The organism is Pseudomonas sp. XS1P51 (assembly GCF_054897845.1).
Genome location: NZ_CM142707.1, coordinates 2,153,618 through 2,174,809 on the forward strand (window position 1 = coordinate 2,153,618; position 21,192 = coordinate 2,174,809).

At 61.0% G+C, this 21,192-nt stretch carries 19 protein-coding genes and 1 tRNA gene; 4 read left to right on the forward strand and 16 right to left on the reverse strand.

Going from position 1 to position 21,192, the window contains the following annotated elements; translation table 11 throughout:
• Nucleotides 1-280: 280 nt before the first annotated feature.
• The 14 genes from ACYZUD_RS09825 to ACYZUD_RS09890 form a co-directional block, all read right to left on the reverse strand.
• Nucleotides 281-3,379, reverse strand: coding sequence for an error-prone DNA polymerase (locus ACYZUD_RS09825; protein ID WP_462023822.1), 3,099 nt, complete (start codon nucleotides 3,377-3,379; stop codon nucleotides 281-283).
• Nucleotides 3,355-4,770, reverse strand: a complete 1,416-nt coding sequence (locus ACYZUD_RS09830) for a Y-family DNA polymerase (RefSeq protein WP_462023823.1) — start codon at nucleotides 4,768-4,770, stop codon at nucleotides 3,355-3,357. The genes ACYZUD_RS09825 and ACYZUD_RS09830 overlap by 25 nt, the downstream gene beginning before the upstream one ends.
• Nucleotides 4,771-4,777: 7 nt before the next feature.
• On the reverse strand, nucleotides 4,778-5,395 hold the full coding sequence (gene imuA / locus ACYZUD_RS09835; RefSeq protein ID WP_462023824.1) for a translesion DNA synthesis-associated protein ImuA: 618 nt from the start codon (nucleotides 5,393-5,395) through the stop codon (nucleotides 4,778-4,780).
• Nucleotides 5,395-6,012 (reverse strand): transcriptional repressor LexA, encoded by a 618-nt coding sequence (gene lexA / locus ACYZUD_RS09840; protein WP_462023825.1) that lies wholly within the window; start codon nucleotides 6,010-6,012, stop codon nucleotides 5,395-5,397. The genes imuA and lexA overlap by 1 nt, the downstream gene beginning before the upstream one ends.
• Before the next feature lie 149 nt (nucleotides 6,013-6,161).
• On the reverse strand, nucleotides 6,162-6,437 hold the full coding sequence (locus ACYZUD_RS09845) for a DUF971 domain-containing protein (RefSeq protein WP_462023826.1): 276 nt from the start codon (nucleotides 6,435-6,437) through the stop codon (nucleotides 6,162-6,164).
• A complete protein-coding gene (locus ACYZUD_RS09850; protein WP_462023827.1) occupies nucleotides 6,434-7,396 on the reverse strand; it encodes a HEAT repeat domain-containing protein in 963 nt (320 codons plus the stop codon). The genes ACYZUD_RS09845 and ACYZUD_RS09850 overlap by 4 nt, the downstream gene beginning before the upstream one ends.
• On the reverse strand, nucleotides 7,393-8,241 hold the full coding sequence (locus tag ACYZUD_RS09855) for an ABC transporter ATP-binding protein (RefSeq protein ID WP_462023828.1): 849 nt from the start codon (nucleotides 8,239-8,241) through the stop codon (nucleotides 7,393-7,395). The genes ACYZUD_RS09850 and ACYZUD_RS09855 overlap by 4 nt, the downstream gene beginning before the upstream one ends.
• Nucleotides 8,241-9,047: an ABC transporter permease gene (locus ACYZUD_RS09860; protein WP_462023829.1), complete on the reverse strand. Its 807-nt coding sequence runs from the start codon at nucleotides 9,045-9,047 to the stop codon at nucleotides 8,241-8,243. Before ACYZUD_RS09860 ends, ACYZUD_RS09855 begins: the two co-directional genes overlap by 1 nt.
• Before the next feature lie 51 nt (nucleotides 9,048-9,098).
• Nucleotides 9,099-10,505, reverse strand: a complete 1,407-nt coding sequence (locus ACYZUD_RS09865; RefSeq protein ID WP_462023830.1) for an ABC transporter substrate-binding protein — start codon at nucleotides 10,503-10,505, stop codon at nucleotides 9,099-9,101.
• Between the two features lie 234 nt (nucleotides 10,506-10,739).
• Nucleotides 10,740-10,985, reverse strand: a complete 246-nt coding sequence (locus tag ACYZUD_RS09870) for a 4Fe-4S dicluster domain-containing protein (RefSeq protein WP_007946457.1) — start codon at nucleotides 10,983-10,985, stop codon at nucleotides 10,740-10,742.
• A 25-nt stretch (nucleotides 10,986-11,010) separates the two neighbouring features.
• On the reverse strand, nucleotides 11,011-12,741 hold the full coding sequence (locus ACYZUD_RS09875; RefSeq protein WP_462023831.1) for a fumarate reductase/succinate dehydrogenase flavoprotein subunit: 1,731 nt from the start codon (nucleotides 12,739-12,741) through the stop codon (nucleotides 11,011-11,013).
• Nucleotides 12,738-13,490, reverse strand: a complete 753-nt coding sequence (locus ACYZUD_RS09880) for a GntR family transcriptional regulator (protein WP_462023832.1) — start codon at nucleotides 13,488-13,490, stop codon at nucleotides 12,738-12,740. The genes ACYZUD_RS09875 and ACYZUD_RS09880 overlap by 4 nt, the downstream gene beginning before the upstream one ends.
• A 183-nt stretch (nucleotides 13,491-13,673) precedes the next feature.
• Complete coding sequence (locus ACYZUD_RS09885; protein ID WP_462023833.1) at nucleotides 13,674-14,642, reverse strand: Gfo/Idh/MocA family protein; 969 nt, start codon at nucleotides 14,640-14,642, stop codon at nucleotides 13,674-13,676.
• Between the two features lie 15 nt (nucleotides 14,643-14,657).
• Complete coding sequence (locus ACYZUD_RS09890; RefSeq protein ID WP_462023834.1) at nucleotides 14,658-15,545, reverse strand: Dyp-type peroxidase; 888 nt, start codon at nucleotides 15,543-15,545, stop codon at nucleotides 14,658-14,660.
• A 186-nt stretch (nucleotides 15,546-15,731) separates the two neighbouring features.
• Between ACYZUD_RS09890 and ACYZUD_RS09895 the strand changes: the two genes are divergently transcribed.
• Together ACYZUD_RS09895 and ACYZUD_RS09900 are read left to right on the forward strand one after the other, a co-directional pair.
• Nucleotides 15,732-17,357: an NADP-dependent glyceraldehyde-3-phosphate dehydrogenase gene (locus ACYZUD_RS09895; RefSeq protein ID WP_462023835.1), complete on the forward strand. Its 1,626-nt coding sequence runs from the start codon at nucleotides 15,732-15,734 to the stop codon at nucleotides 17,355-17,357.
• Nucleotides 17,358-17,425: 68 nt separating this feature from the next.
• Entirely contained in the window at nucleotides 17,426-18,445 is a 1,020-nt protein-coding gene (locus tag ACYZUD_RS09900) for an FUSC family protein (protein ID WP_462025016.1), read from the forward strand.
• Between the two features lie 7 nt (nucleotides 18,446-18,452).
• Here the strand turns inward: ACYZUD_RS09900 and ACYZUD_RS09905 are convergent, their stop codons facing one another.
• Nucleotides 18,453-19,346, reverse strand: a complete 894-nt coding sequence (locus tag ACYZUD_RS09905) for a DMT family transporter (protein ID WP_462023836.1) — start codon at nucleotides 19,344-19,346, stop codon at nucleotides 18,453-18,455.
• Nucleotides 19,347-19,481: 135 nt separating this feature from the next.
• On the opposite strand from ACYZUD_RS09905, the gene ACYZUD_RS09910 reads away from it, so the two are divergent.
• The gene (locus tag ACYZUD_RS09910) at nucleotides 19,482-19,919 is read left to right on the forward strand and encodes an Lrp/AsnC family transcriptional regulator (protein WP_008155029.1); all 438 of its coding nucleotides are present in this window, start codon (nucleotides 19,482-19,484) and stop codon (nucleotides 19,917-19,919) included.
• Between the two features lie 66 nt (nucleotides 19,920-19,985).
• On the opposite strand, the gene ACYZUD_RS09915 is transcribed toward ACYZUD_RS09910, so the two are convergent.
• Nucleotides 19,986-20,657, reverse strand: a complete 672-nt coding sequence (locus ACYZUD_RS09915; protein WP_045057637.1) for a Bax inhibitor-1/YccA family protein — start codon at nucleotides 20,655-20,657, stop codon at nucleotides 19,986-19,988.
• Nucleotides 20,658-20,780: 123 nt separating this feature from the next.
• Between ACYZUD_RS09915 and ACYZUD_RS09920 the strand changes: the two genes are divergently transcribed.
• Nucleotides 20,781-20,868: transfer RNA gene (locus ACYZUD_RS09920), tRNA-Ser, on the forward strand.
• Nucleotides 20,869-21,192 lie beyond the last annotated feature (324 nt).

A 21,192-nucleotide genomic window follows, 5' to 3' on the forward strand; every position in this document is an offset into this window, starting at 1 on the left:
ATCCCGGCACGGCAATGACCAGCCACTGCAGGTTGCAGCGACGAAAAGCGATGGGGGTATTTAAATCGGCAATCGACGTGCAGGACGTCGGCGGGCGTCATTATGCCAAAGTGCCATCACTGAAGACAGGGCTAATTCATTTTTGACGTCAGCTCATTGGCTTGCACTCCCCTGTAGGAGCTGCCGCAGGCTGCGATCTTTTGACCTTCTGCGATCTCTCAAGGTCACCAAAAGATCGCAGCCTGCGGCAGCTCCTACAGGGATTGCCTATGACGGGGGGTCAACGGAAATCCCGACTGCGTACGCTGATGCCATCGAGCAAGGCACTCAGGTCGCTCAAGCGTCCGGCAATCAGGTGTCGCACTTCGCCTGCCTTTTCCCAGCGCCCATCGACCTTGAGCAATTGCGAGCCGACCAACACCTGTCGCTGCCGGTCAGCGAGGTCGCGCCAGACCACCACGTTGACGTTGCCGAACTCGTCTTCAAGGGTGACGAAGGTCACGCCACTGGCGGTGCCTGGACGTTGCCGACCAGTCACCAGCCCGGCGACGCTGACCGGGCGCCCATGCTCGACATCGAGCAGTTCTTTCGAACTGCGACAGCGCCGGGTTTTCAATTCGCCCCGCAGCAAGGCCAGCGGATGCGGGCCGAGGGTGGTGCCGACACTGTTGTAATCGGCCAGCAGGTCTTCGCCCACCGTGGGTTTGGGCAACGACACCGCGTCCTCCTCCTGACTCGGCAAACCGGCAAACAAGCCGAGCTGCTTCTGTACACCTGCCACTTCCCAGCGCGCCCGATGTCGGTCACCGGCCAACCCGCGCAACGCACCGGCGTCGGCCAATTGCTCCTGGGCACGGGCATCCAGTTGCGCCCGCTCGCCGAGGTCGGCAACGTCGACAAAGATGCCTTTGGACCTCGCTGCCTCGATGCGCCGGGCATCGTCCTCGCGAAAACCCTTGATCATCCGCAACCCCAGGCGAATCGCCGGTTGCGCGCCGATGATCGGTTCAAGGCTGCAATCCCAGTCGCTGGCGCGCACGTCTACTGGACGGATCTGCAAATGATGCCGGCGAGCGTCCTGCAGAATCTGGTCCGGGCTGTAGAAACCCATGGGCCAGCTGTTGATCAGCGCACAGGCGAAGGCCGCTGGTTCGTGGCATTTCAACCAGCAACTGGCATAGGTCAGCAAGGCAAAACTGGCGGCGTGGGACTCGGGGAAACCGTAGCTGCCAAAGCCTTTGATCTGTTCGAAGATCTGCGCGGCGAACTCGGCCGTGTAGCCGTTTTTCTTCATCCCGGCGGCCAGGCGATCCCTGTGGGGCTCGAGGCCGCCGTGGCGTTTCCAGGCTGCCATGGAACGGCGTAACTGATCGGCTTCGCCGGGGCTGTAATTGGCGGCGACGATGGCGATTTGCATCACTTGTTCCTGGAACAGTGGCACGCCCAAGGTGCGTTCCAGCACCACCTTCAGTTCTTCCGAGGGGTATTTCACTTCCTCCTCACCTTTGCGGCGGCGCAGATACGGATGCACCATCCCGCCCTGAATCGGCCCCGGACGGACGATTGCCACCTCGATCACCAGATCGTAAAACTTCCTGGGTTTGAGCCTTGGCAGCATCGACATCTGCGCCCGGGACTCGATCTGGAACACGCCGATGGTGTCCGCATGGCCAATCATGTCGTAAGTTTGCGAATCTTCGGAGGGCACAGTCGACAGACTCAAGTCCAGATTGCGATGACGGCGAAGCAAATCGAAACAGCGACGAATCGCACTGAGCATGCCCAGCGCAAGGATATCGACCTTGAGCAAACCGACCGCATCCAGATCGTCCTTGTCCCACTGGATGATGGTGCGCTCGGCCATGGCGGCGTTCTCCACCGGCACCAGAGTATCCAGGGCCTGCTCGGAAATCACGAAACCACCGGGGTGCTGGGACAGGTGCCGGGGAAAACCGATTAATTGTCCCGTCAGGCTCAGCACCCGGCGCAACACCGGACTGTCGGGGTCGAAGCCGCCTTCACGCAGGCGTTCCACCGGGGGTGTTTCGTCGCTCCAGTGGCCGCAGCAATCGGCCAGGGCATTGATCTGGTCGGGCGGCAAACCCAAGGCCTTGGCCACATCACGCACCGCGCCAGCCGAGTGATACGTGCTGACCACCGCGGTCAGCGCGGCGCGGGTCCGACCATAACGCTGGAACACGTACTGCAGGACTTCTTCGCGGCGTTCATGCTCGAAATCCACATCAATATCCGGCGGCTCGTTGCGCTCTCTGGAGAGAAAGCGCTCGAACAATAATGTGGTGCGATCCGGATCGATTTCCGTGATCCCCAAGGCAAAGCACACCACCGAGTTGGCAGCAGAACCGCGGCCCTGACAAAGGATTTTTTGATCACGGGCGAAACGAACAATGTCGTGGACCGTCAGGAAATAGCTTTCGTAGCCCAGTTCGGCGATCAGTTCCAGTTCATTGTCGATCTGCACCAGCACCTTGGCTTGCGGACCTTTCGGCCAGCGCCACTGAATGCCCTGTTGAGTCAGGGCACGCAGCCAGAACGTGGCCGTGTGACCTTCGGGCACCAACTCGCGGGGATACTGATAACGCAACTGGCCGAGGTCGAAAGTGCAACGTCGGGCGATGGTCAGGGTTTCGTCGAGCAAGGCTTGCGGATAAAGATCGCGCAAGGCGTCGAGACTGCGTAAATGCCGCTCGCCATTGGGGTGCAGGCGCAATCCGGCCTCGGCCACCGGCAGGTGATGACGGATCGCGGTCATGGTGTCCTGCAAGGCGCGCCGCCCGCGCGCGTGCATGTGCACATCACCGCTGGCCACTGCCGGTATCCGCAGCTCCCTGGCCAGCATCAACAGCTCGCTCAACCGCCGGGTATCGTCCTGACCGCGATGCAACTGGACTGCCAGCCACAGGCGTTCGGCGAAGGTCTGCTTCAGCCAATGGCCCTGCTCGAAGTCATCGACAGCGTCTGGCACCCACAACGCCAACAGCCCCCGCAAGGATTCGCTGAAGTCCTCTCGCAGCACCTGATACTGGCCTTTCTGCGTGCGGCGCCGGGCTCGGGTAATCAGTCGGCACAGGTTCTGGTAACCCTCGAGGTTTTCCACCAACAGCACCAGTTTCGGACCGCCTTCGATCCGCACTTCGCTGCCGATGATCAGCGGCAGCTCAACGGACCTGGCCGCCTGCCAGGCCCGGACGATCCCGGCCAGGGTGCATTCGTCAGTGATCGCCAGCGCTTGATAGCCCTGCTTTTTCGCCCGTTCAAAGAGCTCGAGCGCACTGGAAGCACCGCGCTGGAAACTGAAGTTCGACAGGCAGTGCAGTTCGGCGTAGTCGCCACTCATGCAAACCAGCCCTGCAACCACAACGGGCCGTCCTCACCGACCGTGCGATAGGCCCAGCCCTGCTGGCCGGAACGGGTTTCGATCAGGTAGTAATCCCGGCGCACGTCGCTTCCGTCCCACCAACCGGACTCGATGCGTTCCGGCCCCATGAGAATGCGCGTCGAGCCTTCGTGTACCGCGTGCGGTTCCGTCAGCAGCCAGCCCGGACGTCGCATGGCAGGCATCACCCCGCAGCGCTGGCTGTCGACACTGGCCTGCCACGCGCACTCCGGTCGGTGATCGGCCTGGAACCGCAAGCCATGCACCGCGTCATCCCCCAACCGTGCGCGCAAGCGCTCGCGCAGTTGCTCCCAGGGCAAGGACTGCTGCGGGCGATCGTCGAACAGTTCCTGGTACTGGGGAACAAAGGCCGGCAAGTCTTCGGCGCGCAAACGAAAACCACGCACCGGCGCCTCGACCTGAACCTGTTCGAGCCGCCCCCGGGCCAGTTCGAAGAGCATCGCCGGATCGCGCTCGGCGCTGAGCAGGCCGACCTTGATGACGGTGTCCGACAACCCGGCGTGCTCCAGGTGCAAGTCAAAGCGCTGCACACCGCTGTCCCGACCGCAAAGAAACGTCGACAGGTCGCCGGTCAGCCTGCGTAACGGAAACAGCAGCGCCTGATGGGACTGCACATCGAAATTGAGTTCGATGCGCACGTCAAACCGGTCCGGCGGCAGATAGAACGCCAGCGCCAGTCGCCGCGCACCCAGCAAGGTGTCCAGATGCTTGAGCACCTGAGCCTCGAAACGCCGGGCCAGACTCTGCCGGGGCAACGCCTGCACCTGATTCAAGGTGCGCAACCCCATGCGTGACAACGCCGTGGCGACGGTCGCCTCCAGCCCGATCCGGTCGATGGGCAACTGCCCCAGATGATGTTGCAAGGCTTGATCGTCAGGCACCACCAGACCGTCATAGGTATTGGCCAATACCCGTGCCGCCACCGGATTGGGCGCGGCAACAATCCGATGGCGAAACCCAAGCTCGCCGAGTTCGGCCCGCAATCGCGCCTCGAATGGCGACCAGCCCCCGAACAACCCCAGGCTGGATTCGATTTCAAACACCACCGCACGCGGATAATGCACGCTGACCTGGGAGCTGAAGCGGTAGGCCCACGCGGCGAGAAACTGCTGCCAGTGCTCGATCTCGGCAGCGTCGTACTCAGCCGTGACAAACCCTTTGCTCAGGGCCTGCGCGGCGGTCATGGACTGGCCCGGACGCAAGCCCAATGCCCGCGCCGAAGCGTTGACCGCCTGCAACACCCGACGCTGAGCAGGGCCGGTCAGCAGCGCCAGGGGCTCATCGGGGTTGGAGCGCTGACGCAGTACTGCGTCCAGCGCCAATTGCGGGAAAAGAATGCACACCCAGCGCATGGCAACCTCAATGCCCCACGGTAAAGGCAATCGGTGCCGAACGGGCCAACCCGCCCCGGCACTTGAGCACTCGTAGTTGCGCAGGCCGGGCATCGATGGCAATGCGCAGGGCCGCAGGCGAAGGGTTGATGGCCTCGCTGATCGAGCGATAGGCGAACGCCAGGGTCTGACCGGTTTCCGCCGCCACCTGCAAGCGGCGCAAGGCGCGATCATCGGCCTTGTGCGGCCAGCACAGCACCGCGCCGCAACTGCCCGAACGCAGGCACTGTTCCGCCGCCCACAGCGCATCACGCTCGCTGGCCTGGATGATCGACAATTGCCGCAGATCGATCCCGGCGTTCTGCCACGCCTGGGGATACGGCACGCAAGGCGGTGCCACCAGCACGATACGCTCACCCGCTACGGACAACCGCGCCAGTGCTGGCCATACCAGTTGCAACTCGCCAACGCCCTGCCCGGCCAGCAGGATTTCAGTCAGCGCCGCTTCCGGCCAGCCACCGGTGGGCAACGCCGCATCCAGTGCCGCATGCCCGGTGGGTTGCGGGCTGACGGCCGGCGGCGCAGGCCGCCCCTTCCAGACCTGGCCGCCATTGAACAGCGTGTCCAGCGCAACGACGGCCCCCATCACCCTTGCCTCACCAGACCGCAGAACACCCCTTCGATGGCCAGGTCCTGATCGGCGCGAACGATGATCGGCTTATACGCCGGGTTGCGCGGCAGCAAGCGCACGGCATCGCCAACCCGCTCGAAACGCTTGATCGTGACTTCGCCGTCAAGCCGCGCGACGACGATCTGGCCGTTGAGCGCCTCGGGGTTGCGGTGCACGCCCACCAGATCGCCGTCGAGAATGCCATCCTCGATCATCGAATCGCCCTGGACCCGCAGCATGTAATCCGGCACTCGCGAGAAGATCGACGGGTCGAGCAGCAAGCGGCTGTGAACCTCGGCATCGGCACCCATCGGCGCACCGGCCGCCACCCGACCGAGTACCGGAATGTCCAGCAGTTCGGGCCGCACCGGCTGCCCGAGCAAGCGAATGCCACGGGCCTGATGCGGGTTGACCTCGATGAAACCGGCTTCGGTCAGCGCCAGCACATGCTTGCGTGCCACGCTACGGGAGGCGAAACCGAACGCCTCGCTGATTTCAGCGAGGCTCGGGGGCTGACCGTGTTCGGCGATGCGATCGCGGATAAAGGTCAGGATGGCGGTGCGGCGGGGAGTGAGAGTCGTCATGGAGTACATTTGTACTCTTTTGGCGATTTCCTGACAAGGACTTGTAGGAGCCATGTAGGAGCTGTCGAGTGAAACGAGGCTGCGATCTTTTGATCTTGCTCTTTAAAAACAACATCAAAAGATCGCAGCCTCGTTTCACTCGACAGCTCCTACAGGTTTCAGGTGAGTCCTGAGAGGTAGGGCCACGGGTAGATCCCGCGCTCATGGCCATCGCTGAAGATTAGTTGCAGGCCATAGCCCTGGGAGTTGAGTTCGACGACACGGATGCGCTCATCGACTCTCACCGTCAGCCCTTGCAATCGAAACGCCCGGCATTGCGAACACGGGCACTGACGACGCAACTCGGCGTGGTCGAGCAACTGCTCACGCCCATCCGGCCAGTTCAGGCGCAGTTGCTGTTTGCTCCGGGAATTGCCAATCGCAACCGGGTTCATTGCAGCTGACTCAAGGCGATGCGCACGGCTTTGCGCACTTCCGGGTCGCCGTCATCCTGAGCGGCCTGCAACGGCGCGATGGCGCCTTTATCGTTCAGTTCGCCAAGGGCCAGGGCGGCTTCCTTGCGCAGGTTGCTGATGCGGTGGCCAAGGGTTTCGATCAGTGCATCGAGGGCCGGGACGTAACGCAAACGGCCGAGGCTGCGGGTAGCACGCAGGCGCACTTGCCAGTAATCGTCGCTCAAGGCTTCGACCAATGCCGGGCCTGCGTCGGTGTGTCCGACCTTGCCCAGCGTGGTGGCGGCTTCTTCGCGCACTTGCCAGGCTGCGTCCTGTAATGCCAGGCGCAGGGCCGGCAGGACCTGTGCGTCAGACGCCAGGCCCAACGCCCCGGTAGCGGCGCGGCGGACTTCGGTGTCCGGGTCATCACTGGCCAATCGGGCCAGGGCCGGCAAGGCATCAAGTTGCTTGAGCCAGCCGAGTACGCCGACGGCTTCGCGGCGAACGCTGGCGTCTTCATCGTTCAAGGCCCCTGAAGCAGCCGCGGCAGCATCGGGAAAGCGCAACTCGCGCAAGGCCCTGAAAGCGGCAATGCGCACGTTGATGTCGGCATGCCCGGTCCACGGCAGAATCACCCTGCCCGCCGCTTCACTCTTGAGCAGACTCAGGCTCTGCGCGGCGGCGGCTTGCACGGCCAATGAAGGATCGGTCAGTGCCTGGCACAGCGCTTCGACCACCGGCTCATCTTCCCAGGCCTCCAGCAGCCGCGCGGCTTCGGCGCGGACCTCTTCGGTCGGATCTTCAGCCAGGCGATTGACCAGCCAAAGCAAGCCATCCGGCTCTTCAAGATCAGCCAGTTCGATCAGGGCAATCCGGCGAACGCCAGGGTCTTCATCAATCAGACGCGGTTGCAGGGCAAGGATGTCGTCGTTATCGGTTACATCGAATAGAGAGGTCATAGGGCAAATCGCGGCAGTTTGTTTTCAGGGGGAAGTCCGAGAGGGTTCAGGCGTGGCAACTGCCGACCGTCTTCGTGACGCAGCAACTCGAGGCAATGACGCTTCAAGCGGGAGAATTCGTGGCGGGTGACCAGTTCGGTGGTGCGTGGCCGAGGGAAGTCGAGGTGCAGGTCTTCGATGATCCGGCCCGGTCGCGTGCTCATGACCAGCAGCCGGTCGGCGAGGAACAGCGCTTCGTCGATGTCATGGGTGACAAACACTACGGTGGTGCGAATCCGCGTCCAGATGTCCAGCAGCAGCTCCTGCATGTTCAGTCGGGTCAGCGCGTCGAGGGCGCCGAAGGGTTCGTCCATCAGCAACAGGCGTGGACGGTTGATCAGCACCCGGGCGATTTCCACCCGCTGTTGCATGCCGCCGGAAAGCTGATCCGGCCAGCGATCGGCGAAACCTTCGAGGCCCACCAGGGCAAGGATTTCGTCGGCGGCCTGGTGCCGTTCGGTTTTACCGATGCCGCGCATTTTCAAGCCGAAAGCAACGTTGTCGCGCACGGTTCGCCAGGGGAACAGCGTGTGGTGCTGGAACACCATGCCGCGCTGCGGTGATGGGCCCGAGACTTGAGCGCCGTCGACGTTCAGCGTGCCGGCGCGGGGTTGCAGGTGTCCGGCCAGCGCGCCGAGCAAGGTGGATTTGCCGCAGCCGGAAGGCCCGAGGATGCAGACAAACTGCCCCGGTTCGATTTGGCAATCCAGACCTTGCACCGCTTCAAAAGCAGCGCTGCCCTCTCCCAGGCTGATCGACAATCCGCGAATATCGATTCGCCCCTTAGGGTGTTGAAAAACGCTCATCAGGCTTTTCCTCGTGGTCGATGCCAAGGCGTGAACAACCCGCCCAGGCGTTTGATCAGCAGGCTGCTGCCCATCCCGAGCACGCCGATCAGCAACATGCCGACCACAATGTCGGCGTAGTTCTGGATGGTGTAGGACTCCCAGGTGTAATAGCCGATGCCGTACTGGCCGGAGATCATTTCCGCGGTCACCAGGCAAAACCACGAGGTGCCCATGCCGATGGCGAGGCCGGTAATGATGCTCGGTGCGGCGCCCGGCAGGATCACCTCCAGCAGAATCGCCCGGCGCCCTGCCCCGAGGCTTTTCGCCGAGGCAATCAGGCGTGGATCGACGCCTTCGACACCGTGCACGGTGTTGAGCAGGATCGGAAACAGCGCACCGGTGAAGGTGATGAAGACCATCGACAGTTCTGACGACGGAAACATCAGGATCGCCAGCGGAATCCACGCCACTGCGGGGATCGGGCGCAGGACTTCCAGGGGTGGCAGCAGCAAGTCTTCAGCCCATTTCGAGCGACCGATCGCCAGGCCCAACGCGATGCCGATGATCAGCGCCGCAAGGTAACCGGCGAACACCCGGCTGAGGCTGCTGCTCAGGTGCTGGGCGAGTTTGCCGGAGTCGCCGAGGCCGAGGGCTGCTTCGATAACCGCCAGTGGCGTCGGGACGTTGGCGAAGGTGACAAGGCCGAGGTTCCAGTGGTGGCTGGCGGCGAGTTGCCAGAATAAAAGGCAGAGCAGCAGTGAGGCTGCTCTTGGAATCCAGCGAACATATGATCGGTACACAATTCTTCCTCTCAACCGAGTCATTGTGGGAGCGAGCCTGCTCGCTCCCACAGGGAATTTGCGGTGTTCTGGGGTTTAGCGGGCGGCGACGGCCTGGGTCGTGGCATCGGTGAAGTCGAGGACTTTGCCGCCCTGGGCCGTGGCAAACTGCTGGGCCTTGCCTTTGAGCAGGAACGCGCTGAGGCGTCCCTGGGCGTCACTGGCAAACCACGCCTGATCGGCCAGCAACTTGATCCCGCTGTCACTCGCCTGGGCATACACCGCACGGATGTTTTTACCTTCCTGCTTCAGGCTGGCCAACGCGGTGAACGCGGCCTCCGCCGAAGCGTATTGACGGACTTTCGGTTCGCCACGCACCCAGATCTCGGCCACATGACTGAAGTCGGTAATCGCCTTGCCGCTCAGCGCATCCACCGCCTTGAGTGGCGTCTGCCCGTAGTTGGCCAGTTGCGCGGTGTAGTCCAGGTTCGAGGCCTTGAAGGCGGCGCGGATGTACTGGTCGTCGATGAAGGTATTCAGGTCGAGACCGCGGTCAGCCTTCTTCAACAGCTTGAGAGTCTCGATAGCAGTGCTAACCGCCTGACGGTATTCAGGCTTCCAGCTCAGGTCACGGGTCTGCACGCCGAGCGGACCGTGGAACAGGTAATTGACCTCGGCATCGACCCCGGTGACCTTGGCGATCAATTCGCTGTATTTCTCAGGCTCGGCTGCCAGCAACTGATTGGCTTGGATGCTTGCACGCAGGTATGCGACGACAATTTCCGGGTACTTTTTCGCGTAGCTCTGATCGACCAACGCACCATGGAAGGTCGGTGCATTCGCTTGGGAACCGTCATAGATCTTGCGCGCGAAACCACGGCTCGGGAACAGTTCGGCGAACGGGACGAAGTCGGCGTGGGCATCGATCTTCCCGGCCTGCAATGCCGAGCCTGCGACTTCCGGCGGCTGGGCGATGATGTTTACGTCTTTCAACGGATCCCAGCCTTGAGCGGCTACGGCGCGCAGCAACATGCCATGGGCGGTGGACGCGAACGGCACGGAAATGGTTTTGCCCTTGAGCTCGGCCAGCGACTGCACGCTCGATGCGCTCGGCACCACGATGCCGTTGCCGCTGCCCTTGATGCTGCCCGAGAGCACGCTGATGAACAGGCTGTGCTTGCCCGCGGTTTCGAACGCCACGCCGTTGAACGAACCGGGGAAATCGGCCATGGCGCCGAAGTCGAGTTTGCCGGCGACCATCTCGTTGGTCAGGGGCGCGCCGCTGGTGAAGTTCTTCCACTCGACCTCGTATTTGGCGTCCTTGTATTGGCCGTCGTGGGGCAAGTATTTGTCCAGCAGACCCAACTCGCGAATCAACAGACCGCCAGCGGCGCAGTTGATCGTGGTGTCCTGGGTGCCGATGGCAATGCGGATGGTTTCGGCGGAAGCCGACAAGGTGAATGAAGCCAGTACCAGACCGGCAAACGCTGCACGCAATAACATGGGTGTGTCCCCTCGAATCATTTATTAGGATGTTCGTCTCCGCCACGATCAGGGCGTGGTGGGAAACGAGGGGTGTTTTGAAGCAAGCGTCCGGGGGTGGCCGGATGGCGTTTAGTTCGTCACTTCGATTCACTGTGGGAGCGAGCCTGCTCGCGAAGGCGTCCGGTCAGTGAATAAAGATGCCAGTCATGCCGACCTCTTCGCGAGCAGGCTGGCTCCCACATGGATTGCATTTCAGCGCAACAAATACGGAATCTCGACTTTCACCGCCCCGGTCGGGCAGTCCTTTTCACACGGCATGCAGTACCAGCATTCGTCGAAGGCCATGTAGGCCTTTTGTGTGGCCGGGTTGATCGCCAGCAGATCCATCGGGCACACGTCGACGCACACGGTGCAGCCTTTGTGGGCGATGCAAAGGTCCTCATCGACCGTGACGGGCGCGTTGGAGCGGAAGAAGATTTCCTGGGGTTGATAGGCCATTTCGCGGTCTCTCTTTTTATGATGCTCAAGCAGCAAAGGCACCGACCCGCAGCCGGTCGTAAGCCTGCATTTCATCGGCGTCCAGCGGGATGATGTAAGGCTCGACGGCTTTCTTGAAACTGGTCATCAGCCCGTCTTCACCCTTCTTCAGGTGGCAATGGCAAAACCAGTCGCTGTCATTGCGCTGCGGGTGATCGACCCGATAGTGGTAAAGCCCCCAGCGACTTTCGGCGCGGAACAGCGAAGCGCGGGCGGCCATTTCGGCGCAGTCGCGGATCATGCTGACTTCCATGGCGCGCATCAGTTCGTGGGCATTGTGGGCCTTGATCTGATCGAGATCGCGCTGGATATCGCTGAAGCGTTGCAGGCCGATCTGCATCTTCTTGGTCACTTTCGGCGGTTGCAGGTAATCGTTGACGAAGCGCCGCAGCTTGTACTCGACCTGGGCCGGTGGCAGACCGTGTTCGCGGTCCAGTGGCGCGTAGACCCTTTGTTTTTCCGTCTCTATCTGCTTGGCATCGACCGGTGAAAACTCGCGCCCGGCGACAAAATCCGCCGCGTTGGTGCCGGCAAACCAGCCATACGTGAACGCGCCCAGCATGTAGTTATGCGGGACCGCCGCCATGTCGCCGGCCGAGTACAAACCCTTGACCGACGTCTCGGCCTTCTCATTGACCCACACGCCGGAGGCCGAGTGACCGCTGCAAAAACCGATTTCCGAGATGTGCATCTCGACCATCTGCGTGCGGTAGTCGGTGCCGCGATTGGCGTGGAACTGGCCGCGACTCGGGCGCTCGTTGCTGTGCAGGATCTCTTCGATGTTCTGGATGGTTTCCTCGGCCAGGTGATCAAGCTTGAGGAACACCGGACCGTTGCCGCTTTCGAGTTCCTGGTGGAACTCCCACATCATCTGGCCGCTCCAGTAGTCGCACTCGATGAAGCGTTCGCCCTTGTTGTTTGCGGTGTAGCCGCCTAGCGGGCCGGTCACGTAGGCGCAGGCCGGACCGTTGTAATCCTTGATCAGCGGGTTGATCTGGAAGCATTCAAGGTTCGAAAGTTCGGCGCCGGCGTGATAGGCCATGGCGTAACCGTCGCCGGCATTGGTCGGGTTTTCGTAGGTGCCCATCAGGTAACCCGAGGACGGCAAACCCAGGCGCCCGGCCGCGCCGCAGCACAGGATCACGGCTTTGGCCTTGATCACATGGAAGTCGGCGGTGCGGCAATCGAAGCCCATCACGCCGTTGACCGCGCCCTCCTCATCCGTCAGCAAGCGCGTGCACACCAGACGATTGGTGATGCTCACCCGCGCCCGTTTCAACTGGCGGTACAGGACTTTTTTGATGTCATGCCCTTCCGGCATCGGCAGCACATAGGCGCCCATGTGGTGGACCTTTTTCACCGCGTAGTCGCCGGTCTCGTCCTTCTCGAACTTCACGCCCCAGCGGTCCAGTTGTGAGAGGGTTTCGAAGCTGTGGGTCGCATAGGCATACACCGCGGCCTGGTTGACGATGCCGTCGTTGGCGATGGTGATTTCCTTGGTGTACTGCTCCGGTGTCGAGTGACCGGGAATGATCGCGTTGTTCAGCCCGTCCATGCCCATGCTGATGGCGCCGCTGCGTTTGACGTTGGCCTTGTCGATCAGCAACACGCGCAAATCGCGGTTGCGTTCCTTGGCCTTGATCGCCGCCATCGGACCGGCAGTGCCGCCGCCGATCACGACGATGTCGTATTCCTGTTCGAGGGTACTTCTAGTCATGCCTGCGCCCCTTTTTGCCGGTCGATCCGCAAGCGGTACTGGAAAGCATCGCCGCGGTAATAAAGGTGTTCGAAGTCCAGGGGCTGGCCGCTGGCGTCGTGGGTCAGGCGCTCGATGCGCATAATCGGCGAGCCGGCCTCGACGTTCAGCGCCTGGGTCAGGTCGCTGTCGGCCAGCACCGCGTCAATGGCCAGGTCGGCGTGACCGAGCGCCAGACCGCAGTCGTTTTCGAGGATCAGGAAGATGTCGCGAGTGACCAGATCGGCCTTCTCCAGCCGTTCGCCGATGGCCTTGGGCAGATACGTGATTTCCAGCGAGATCGGCTCGCGATTGATCAGCCGCACTCGCTTGATCTGCGCCACGATTTCGCCTTCAGCCACCTGCAAACGCTCGGCGACGAGTTTGTCGGCAGGAATGAATTTGAAACTGCGCAGACGGTTGATCACCTCATAGCCGCGACCGGTCATGGACTCGGCCAGGCCTTGCAGGGTGCTGACGTTCTGGAAGGTTTTCGGTTTGGCCACGAAGGTGCCCTTGCCGTGGATCTTGAAGATCAGCCCTTCTTTCTGCAGATCGCCCAACGCCTGGCGCACGGTGATGCGACTGACTTTGAACAGTGCACCCAACTCGCTTTCGGATGGCATCTGGCTGTCTTGCGGGTATTCACCATCAAGGATGCGAGCGCGCAGCACATCCCGCAGCTGGGTGTGCAGCGGGACGCTGCTCAGGGATAGAACGTTATCGGTCATGGAAGATCACTTGTTATAACGAGTTATGACGTGATCTTAGAGAGGCTGTGCGGGAGTGAGAAATACTGTTTGAGAATAAGGTTAGATGAGGGAGAAGAGCAGGATCAAAAGATCGCAGCCTTCGGCAGCTCCTACAGGTGTACGCGAGTCCATGTAGGAGCTGCCGAAGGCTGCGATCTTTTTTCAGACACGCTTGAGAATCTGGTCCATCACCCAATCGGTTTTCAACGCCTGCTCGGCCACCGCCGGATGCTGCGCCTCACCACGAATGTGGGCGTTCATGCCCAGCACGTGGTGCCACTGGATGTGTTGATGATTGTCGATGTTCAGGCTGAGAGATTCTGCCGCTTCAAGCTGCACGGGATGCTCATCGAACACCGAGAACGTGATCCGGCCTTGGCTGCCAATCAGCTCGACCCGATCTTCGCGACGGTCTGCCACAAAGTTCCAGCAGCCCATGCCCATCGCCCCGGAAGCGAACCGCCAACTGGCGCTGACGGCGTCTTCAGCGGCATACAAACCGGCCTGTCGTGCCGTAAACCCGGCGACTTCAACGATGTCGCCGAGCAGGTACTGAAACAGGTCGAAGCCATGGCTGGCCAGGTCGGCGAAATAACCGCCGCCGGCTACCGCAGGATCGGTGCGCCAGTTATCCGTACCGCCAAGATCGGCCGGAGACGGCGCTTTGGTCAACGTCCAGGTCAGGTGCCGGACCTCGCCGATCCGCCCCTCTTCCAGCCATTGCCGCACTTGCTGGAAACGCGGCAACGAACGTCGGTAGTAGGAAACGAACAGATGCTGCCCGGCATCGGCAAAGACCTTTTGCATCTCGCGGCTTTGCCCGGCATTCAGCGACATGGGTTTTTCGACGCAGCAATGCTTGCCCGCAGCAGCCACCAACAAAGCGTAAGCGTGATGGCTGTCGGGTGGCGTGGCGATGTACACCGCGTCCACCTCGGGATCGTTGATCAATGATTCGGCGTCGGTATAGACCCGGGCGATGCCGTGACGCGCGGCATAATCGGTCACCGCCTCCAGACGCCGTCCCATCACCGCCACCAGCGCCGAACCCGGCGCCTTGTAGAAGGCTGGCCCGCTCTTGCGTTCGGTGACATCCCCGCAACCAATCATGCCCCAGCGCACCACGTTCATAGTCACTCCTTGTCGTTAGCCGACGCGCAGTGCGCGCAGGTCCAGATGACCGTCCTTGAGCGGCGGGCACCAGTAGTAGCCGCCGGTGATCGGCCGGCTGATGCGATACAAACCGTCAGTGATGCCATCTTCCAGACCGCTCATGCGGCGCAGTTGGGCTTCGAAGGCGTCGAGGGAAAAACCGAACGCCAGGAACATCAGGCCGGCGCGGTCGCCTTCGATCCACGGCATCGAACGGCGCACCACGAACGCCTCGGGGGCGAAGCTTTCCTGGGCGGTGCGTTTGACGTGAGCGGAGATCGGCGCGTCATCGAGCTCTTCGTTGTCGCTCAAGCGACGGCCCATGATGTTGTCCTTCTCATGGGACGGCATCGCGTGGAAACCCTTCAGGTCATGCTGCCACTGCTGGATCGCGGCGAAACTGCCACCGACCATGCCATCAGCACCCTCACCCACCAGCGCGGCGGCCACAGCAGCTTCGTCGTGCGGGTTTTCCGTGCCGTCTTCGTAACCGGTCAGGTCGTGGCCATTCATGTGGCGGAAGGTTTCGTTCATCTGCACCAGACGCAGCGCCGGTGCCAGGGCGGCTTCGATGGCATGGCTGCGATTGAGCAGCTCGCCACGGTCGTCGCCGTGCAACCAGCACCAAACGGCGTGCTGGGTCGACGGGTTGTCGACACCGACACCGGTCAACGCAGGAAAGACGCGCAGGCCTTCGACCTGACCGTGAAGCGCATTCACCAGAGAGACACCAAAACCGACCACTGCCGATTTCCCGTCCACCAGCCCCTTCAGGTTATCGAGCGCAGCCGGCAGCGCAGCAGCGGATTCGAGTGCGAAGAACATATGACGGGCTTGAGGTGGAACTGGGGTGGCGAGAATGCCCGGCTGGTAATAACTCATATGAACTCCTTAAGAAAGAGCACGAAGTTTACCCGCAGCATCGTCCGTTGTGTGTTCTCAGGTCAAAAGATCGCGGGTTCCTGCCAAGGGGCACTTAAAAAGTCGAGGCAATAAGGCGTATAACCTTTGAAGTGAATCTGAACGGCAAGCCGCCAGCGCATGGCTTACATCACATGGAGTAGCGACATGACCACAGCACATATCCTTGGCAACCTGTTTCCTGACTCCACCGACATCCCGGAAAAATACCGTCTCGACGGCCAGACCGAGCAGCGTGAATACCTGGTCGACGGCGAACTGAAAACCTGGACCGGCCCCCTCGCCCAGGTCCGCAGCCCGGTCTATCTGACCGGCGAGAATGGCGACGAACAAGTCATCCTCGGCAGCACGCCACTGCTCGACGCCGACACCGCATTGACGGCCCTCGACGCCGCCGTCCGCGCCTATGACCGGGGTCAGGGCCTGTGGCCGACCATGCGCGTGGCCGAGCGCATCCAGCACGTCGAAGCCTTCCTGCGGCGCATGCGCGAACAGCGTGAAGCGGTGGTGAAATTGCTGATGTGGGAAATCGGCAAGAACCTCAAGGACTCGGAAAAGGAATTCGACCGCACCTGCGATTACATCGTCGACACCATCAACGCCCTCAAGGAACTCGACCGCCGCTCCAGCCGCTTCGAACTGGAACAGGACACCCTCGGCCAGATCCGCCGCGTACCGCTCGGCGTGGCGTTGTGCATGGGGCCTTATAACTATCCGCTGAACGAAACCTTCACCACGCTGATCCCGGCGCTGATCATGGGCAACACCGTGGTGTTCAAACCGGCCAAACTGGGTGTGCTGCTGATTCGTCCGCTGCTGGAAGCGTTCCGCGACAGCTTCCCGGCCGGGGTGATCAACGTGATCTACGGCAGCGGCCGCGAAACCGTCAGTGCGCTGATGGCCAGCGGCAAGATCGATATCTTTGCGTTTATCGGCACCAACAAGGCCGCCAGCGACCTGAAAAAACTCCACCCCAGACCTCACCGCTTGCGTGCAGCATTGGGTCTGGACGCGAAAAACCCGGGCATCGTGCTGCCCGAGGTGGATCTGGATAACGCCGTCAGCGAAGCACTCACCGGCTCGCTGTCGTTCAATGGCCAGCGCTGCACGGCGCTGAAAATCCTCTTCGTCCACGAAGACGTGGTCGAGTCGTTCATTGAAAAATTCAACGCCAAACTCGCCACTCTCAAACCCGGCATGCCCTGGGACAGTGGCGTGGCCCTGACGCCGCTGCCGGAAGCGAGCAAGGTCGAGTATCTGCATGCGCTGGTGGCGGATGCCGTCGGCAAAGGCGCCACCGTGGTCAATCCCAACGGTGGCGAGGCCCGCGCGTCGTTCTTCTACCCGGCGGTGCTGTACCCGGTGAACCCGCAGATGCGCGTCTATCAGGAAGAACAATTCGGGCCCGTGGTGCCGATCGTGCCGTACCGTCATCTGGACACCGTGATCGATTACGTCCTGGAATCGGACTTCGGCCAGCAGTTGAGCATCTTCGGCACCAACCCGGTGGCGGTCGGCCGACTGGTGGACACCTTCGCCAACCAGGTCGGGCGCATCAACCTCAACGCCCAGTGCCAGCGCGGCCCGGACACCTTCCCGTTCAACGGCCGCAAGAACTCCGCCGAAGGCACTCTGTCGGTTCATGATGCGCTGCGGGTGTTTTCGATTCGCACGCTGGTGGCAACCAAATTCCAGGAGAACAACAAGGAACTGATCAGCGAGATCATCAGCGGACGCAGTTCAAGTTTCCTGACCACTGATTACATTTTCTGAGGAGAGCGAGCCTGAGCACATTCAGCACCCATCGACTGCCACCGTTGCTGCACCGACTACTGCGACCGCTGCTGGATCCGTATCGGCGCTATCGCCACGCCAGAGTAATCCACGCGGTGCGGGTGTCGCTTGGGTTGCTGGCAACGATTCTGCTGACCACCGGCATCAACCTGCCCCACGGAGAGTGGGCGTCGGTGACGATGCTGGTGGTGATCGGCGGTTTGCAGCATCACGGCAATATCGGAAAAAAAGCCGCCGAGCGCGCCATCGGCACCTTGATCGGCGCCGGCGTCGGTCTTGTGTTGGTGGCACAACAGGCCTGGCTCGGGATGCCGTGGCTGACCTATTTCGCGATGGCGGTGGTCTGCGGGTTCTTCTCGTACCACGCCATCGGCAAGGGCGGTTACACCGCGCTGCTGTCGGCGATTACCGTGTTCATCGTCGCCGGGCATGGCGACAATCCAATTACCGACGGGCTGTGGCGCGGGGTGGATATTCTGATCGGCATTGCCCTGGCCCTGGCGTTTTCCTTCGCTCTGCCGCTGTATGCGGTTTATTCCTGGCGCTACAACCTGGCCGATGCCTTGCGCGATTGCGCGACGATTTACGGGCGCATCATCAATGGCCAGTCCGTCTCCGATGACGAACACCATAAACTCATGGGCCGCCTGAACAAGGTGATGGTGCAACTGCGGTCACTGATGCCGTCGGTATCCAAGGAAGTTCGAATTTCGATGACCGAACTGGATGCCATTCAGCGCCATTTGCGGATGTGCGTCAGCACTCTGGAGATTCTCGGCAACACCCGGCCGGATGCGAATGACCCCGACGCCATGGCCCATCTGCAATCGGCGCTGCAAGCGGAACATCGGCTGATTCGGGTGCAACTGATCGGTATGGCCCGAGCGCTGAAATCCGGTGTATCCCAACGACTCGGTCGACCCGTTGAACTGCCTTCAGATTCAAGTCTGGATACACCGGTCTATAGCCCTCTGGACGGCTACCGATTATTGGTCCGACAGCTAGCGACCAACATCGGCGATATGCGCCAGCGATTGGCCAAGACTGCACCGCGCTGGAACATCTGACGCCTGCTTATTGCGTTACCGTCCGACGAAACTTGAGGCTCCAACCCTGCTGCATACCGGCAGCGGCCAGCAGGATCGCGGCCACGCCAATCCATTGCAGCGGCTCCAGGCGATGGCCGAAGGCAAACCAGTCGACGAAAATCGCCGCAATCGGGTAGATGAACGACAGCGCCCCCGTCAGTGCCGTCGGCAATTTTTGAATCGCGCCGTACAGCAGCACGTACATCACGCCGGTGTGGACGATGCCCAGGGTCACCAGGCTGGCCCATGCGCTCGGCGCTTGCGGCAGCGCCGAAAAGCTCGCGAACGGTGCGAGCAATAGCACACCCGTGCTGACCTGGATCAGCGCGATCAGATGCGGCGGTGTACCGGTCAGGCGCTTGATGATCAGCGCGGCAATCGCATAAAGAAATGCAGCCCCCAGCGCCAGAGCGATACCCATCAGGTAATCATTGCCACTCCCGCCCTGGCCGCCATGAGCGCTGACAATCGCCAACATCCCCAGAAACGAGATGCCCAGCCAGAACAGTTTCTGCAGAGTGATTTTCTCGTTGAGGAACAACGCGGCCAGCCCTACCAGCATGAACGGCTGAACGTTGTACACCGCCGTACCGATGGCAATCGAGGCACGGGAGTAAGAAGCAAACAACAGCACCCAGTTGCCGACAATCGCCATACCGCTGAGCACGGCCAACAAGAACGTGGTGCGGGTCAGAATGTCGGGGCGCAGGAAGCCGAATGCCGCGCAAATCAGCAACAACGTACCGGCACCGAACACGCAACGCCAGAACACCACATCCAGCACCGGCTGCCCGGACACCAGTACGAACCAACCGATAGTCCCGGAAATCAGCATGGCGGCGGTCATTTCGAATGACCCGCGACGTATTGTTTTGTCCATCATCAGACTCCTGTGTTTGAGCCCAAAGTATGCCAATCCGCCAGGGGGCTTCTCCAGCGCAAAAATCAGGCTAAACTCGGCTTCTGCCTTTATTATCAAGGCGATTCTGATCAATTGCCTTACAGGGGGTTCGCCATGACTGACGACATCGACCAAGTGCTGATCACGGCATTGATGGAAGACTCACGGCGCTCGCTCAAGGCCCTGGCGCAAATCAGCGGCCTGTCCTCGCCCAGCGTCGCCGAGCGTTTGCGCCGCCTCGAAGAGCGCGGCGTGCTCAAGGGCTACACCGTCGAGATTGATCCCAAGTGCTTCGGCTATCAACTCCAGGCCATCGTCCGCATCCGCCCGCTGCCGGGCCAGCTACAGGAGGTGGAGCGGCAGATCCAGGCGATCCCGGAATTCACCGAGTGCGACAAGGTCACCGGCGACGATTGCTTCATCGCACGCCTGCATGTGCGTTCTATGGAACAACTGGACACCTTGCTCGACCGCCTCAATACCCACGCCGAAACCAACACCGCAATCGTCAAGAAGACTCCGGTCAAGCGGCGGTTGCCGCCGATGGCGTGAGTGCCTGAACCAAATCACAGGCAATAAAAAACCCGCCGAAGCGGGTTTTTCATTCAAGACCGGCGATCAGTCATCGCGGCTCATGATGCCGAACAGCTGCAACAAGCTGACGAACAGGTTGTAGATCGATACATACAGGCTGATGGTCGCCATGATGTAGTTGCGCTCGCCGCCGTGAATGATGGCGCTGGTCTGGAACAGAATGCAGACCGAGGAGAACAGCACGAAACCTGCGCTGATCGCCAGTTGCAGACCGCTGATCTGGAAGAAGAAGCTGGCAACCACTGCACCCAGCAACACGAAGAAACCTGCGGTGATGAAACCACTGAGGAAACTCATGTCCTTGCGGGAGATCAGCACGTAGGCCGACAGGCCACCGAACACCAGCGCAGTCATCGCGAACGCCGAGCTCACAACTTCAGCACCGCCCTGCATGCCCAGGTAACGGTTGAGGATCGGGCCGAGCAGAAAACCCATGAAACCGGTCAGGGCAAACGCCGACACCAGGCCCCACGCGGAATCACGGAGTTTGTTGGTCAGGAAGAAAAGGCCGTAGAAACCGATCAGCACCACGAAAATATTCGGGTAGCCGACACGCATCTGCTGGGCGACATACGCCATCACGCCGCTGAATGCGAGGGTGAGTGCGAGTAAGCCGTAAGTGTTGCGCAGGACGCGGCTAACCTCTAGCTGCTCAGCCTGCACGCTGTTATTAACTGCGTAATCCTGTTCGCGCATGGCGACACTCCTGTTGGTTTGAAACGTTCAGTCGCAAAGATCATAACAGACGCTCTGTAACAAGCCATGCAGAGAGTTTGACAGTGTGTTTCATTCAGGTATTATGGCGCCCGCAACGCAAACGGAGGTGTGGCCGAGTGGTTTAAGGCAACGGTCTTGAAAACCGTCGACTGTAACAGGTCCATGAGTTCGAATCCCATCGCCTCCGCCATCTTTATACGACAAAGCCCTGATTAGTCAGGGCTTTTTCGTTTCTGGCTTTTGGAAATACCTACCAGCCCACACCCTGGATGAAGCATTGATTTTCGACCAGTGGCTAGTTTTTCGAATGCTCTCTTGCCGCTACACTCTCCTGAAGTACCCATTAAGACTCAGCTCCTGCAGGAAGCGCCGAGACAAAAGTAACTATCTTGATCTCGTCCTCAGCAAGCAAAAAAAATTACGTACAAACGAAAACGCCGCTCAAATGAGCGGCGTTTTTGCGTATGGAGCGGGAAACGACAGTGCCGCACCAAGACTCCGAGAAATGCCCGAC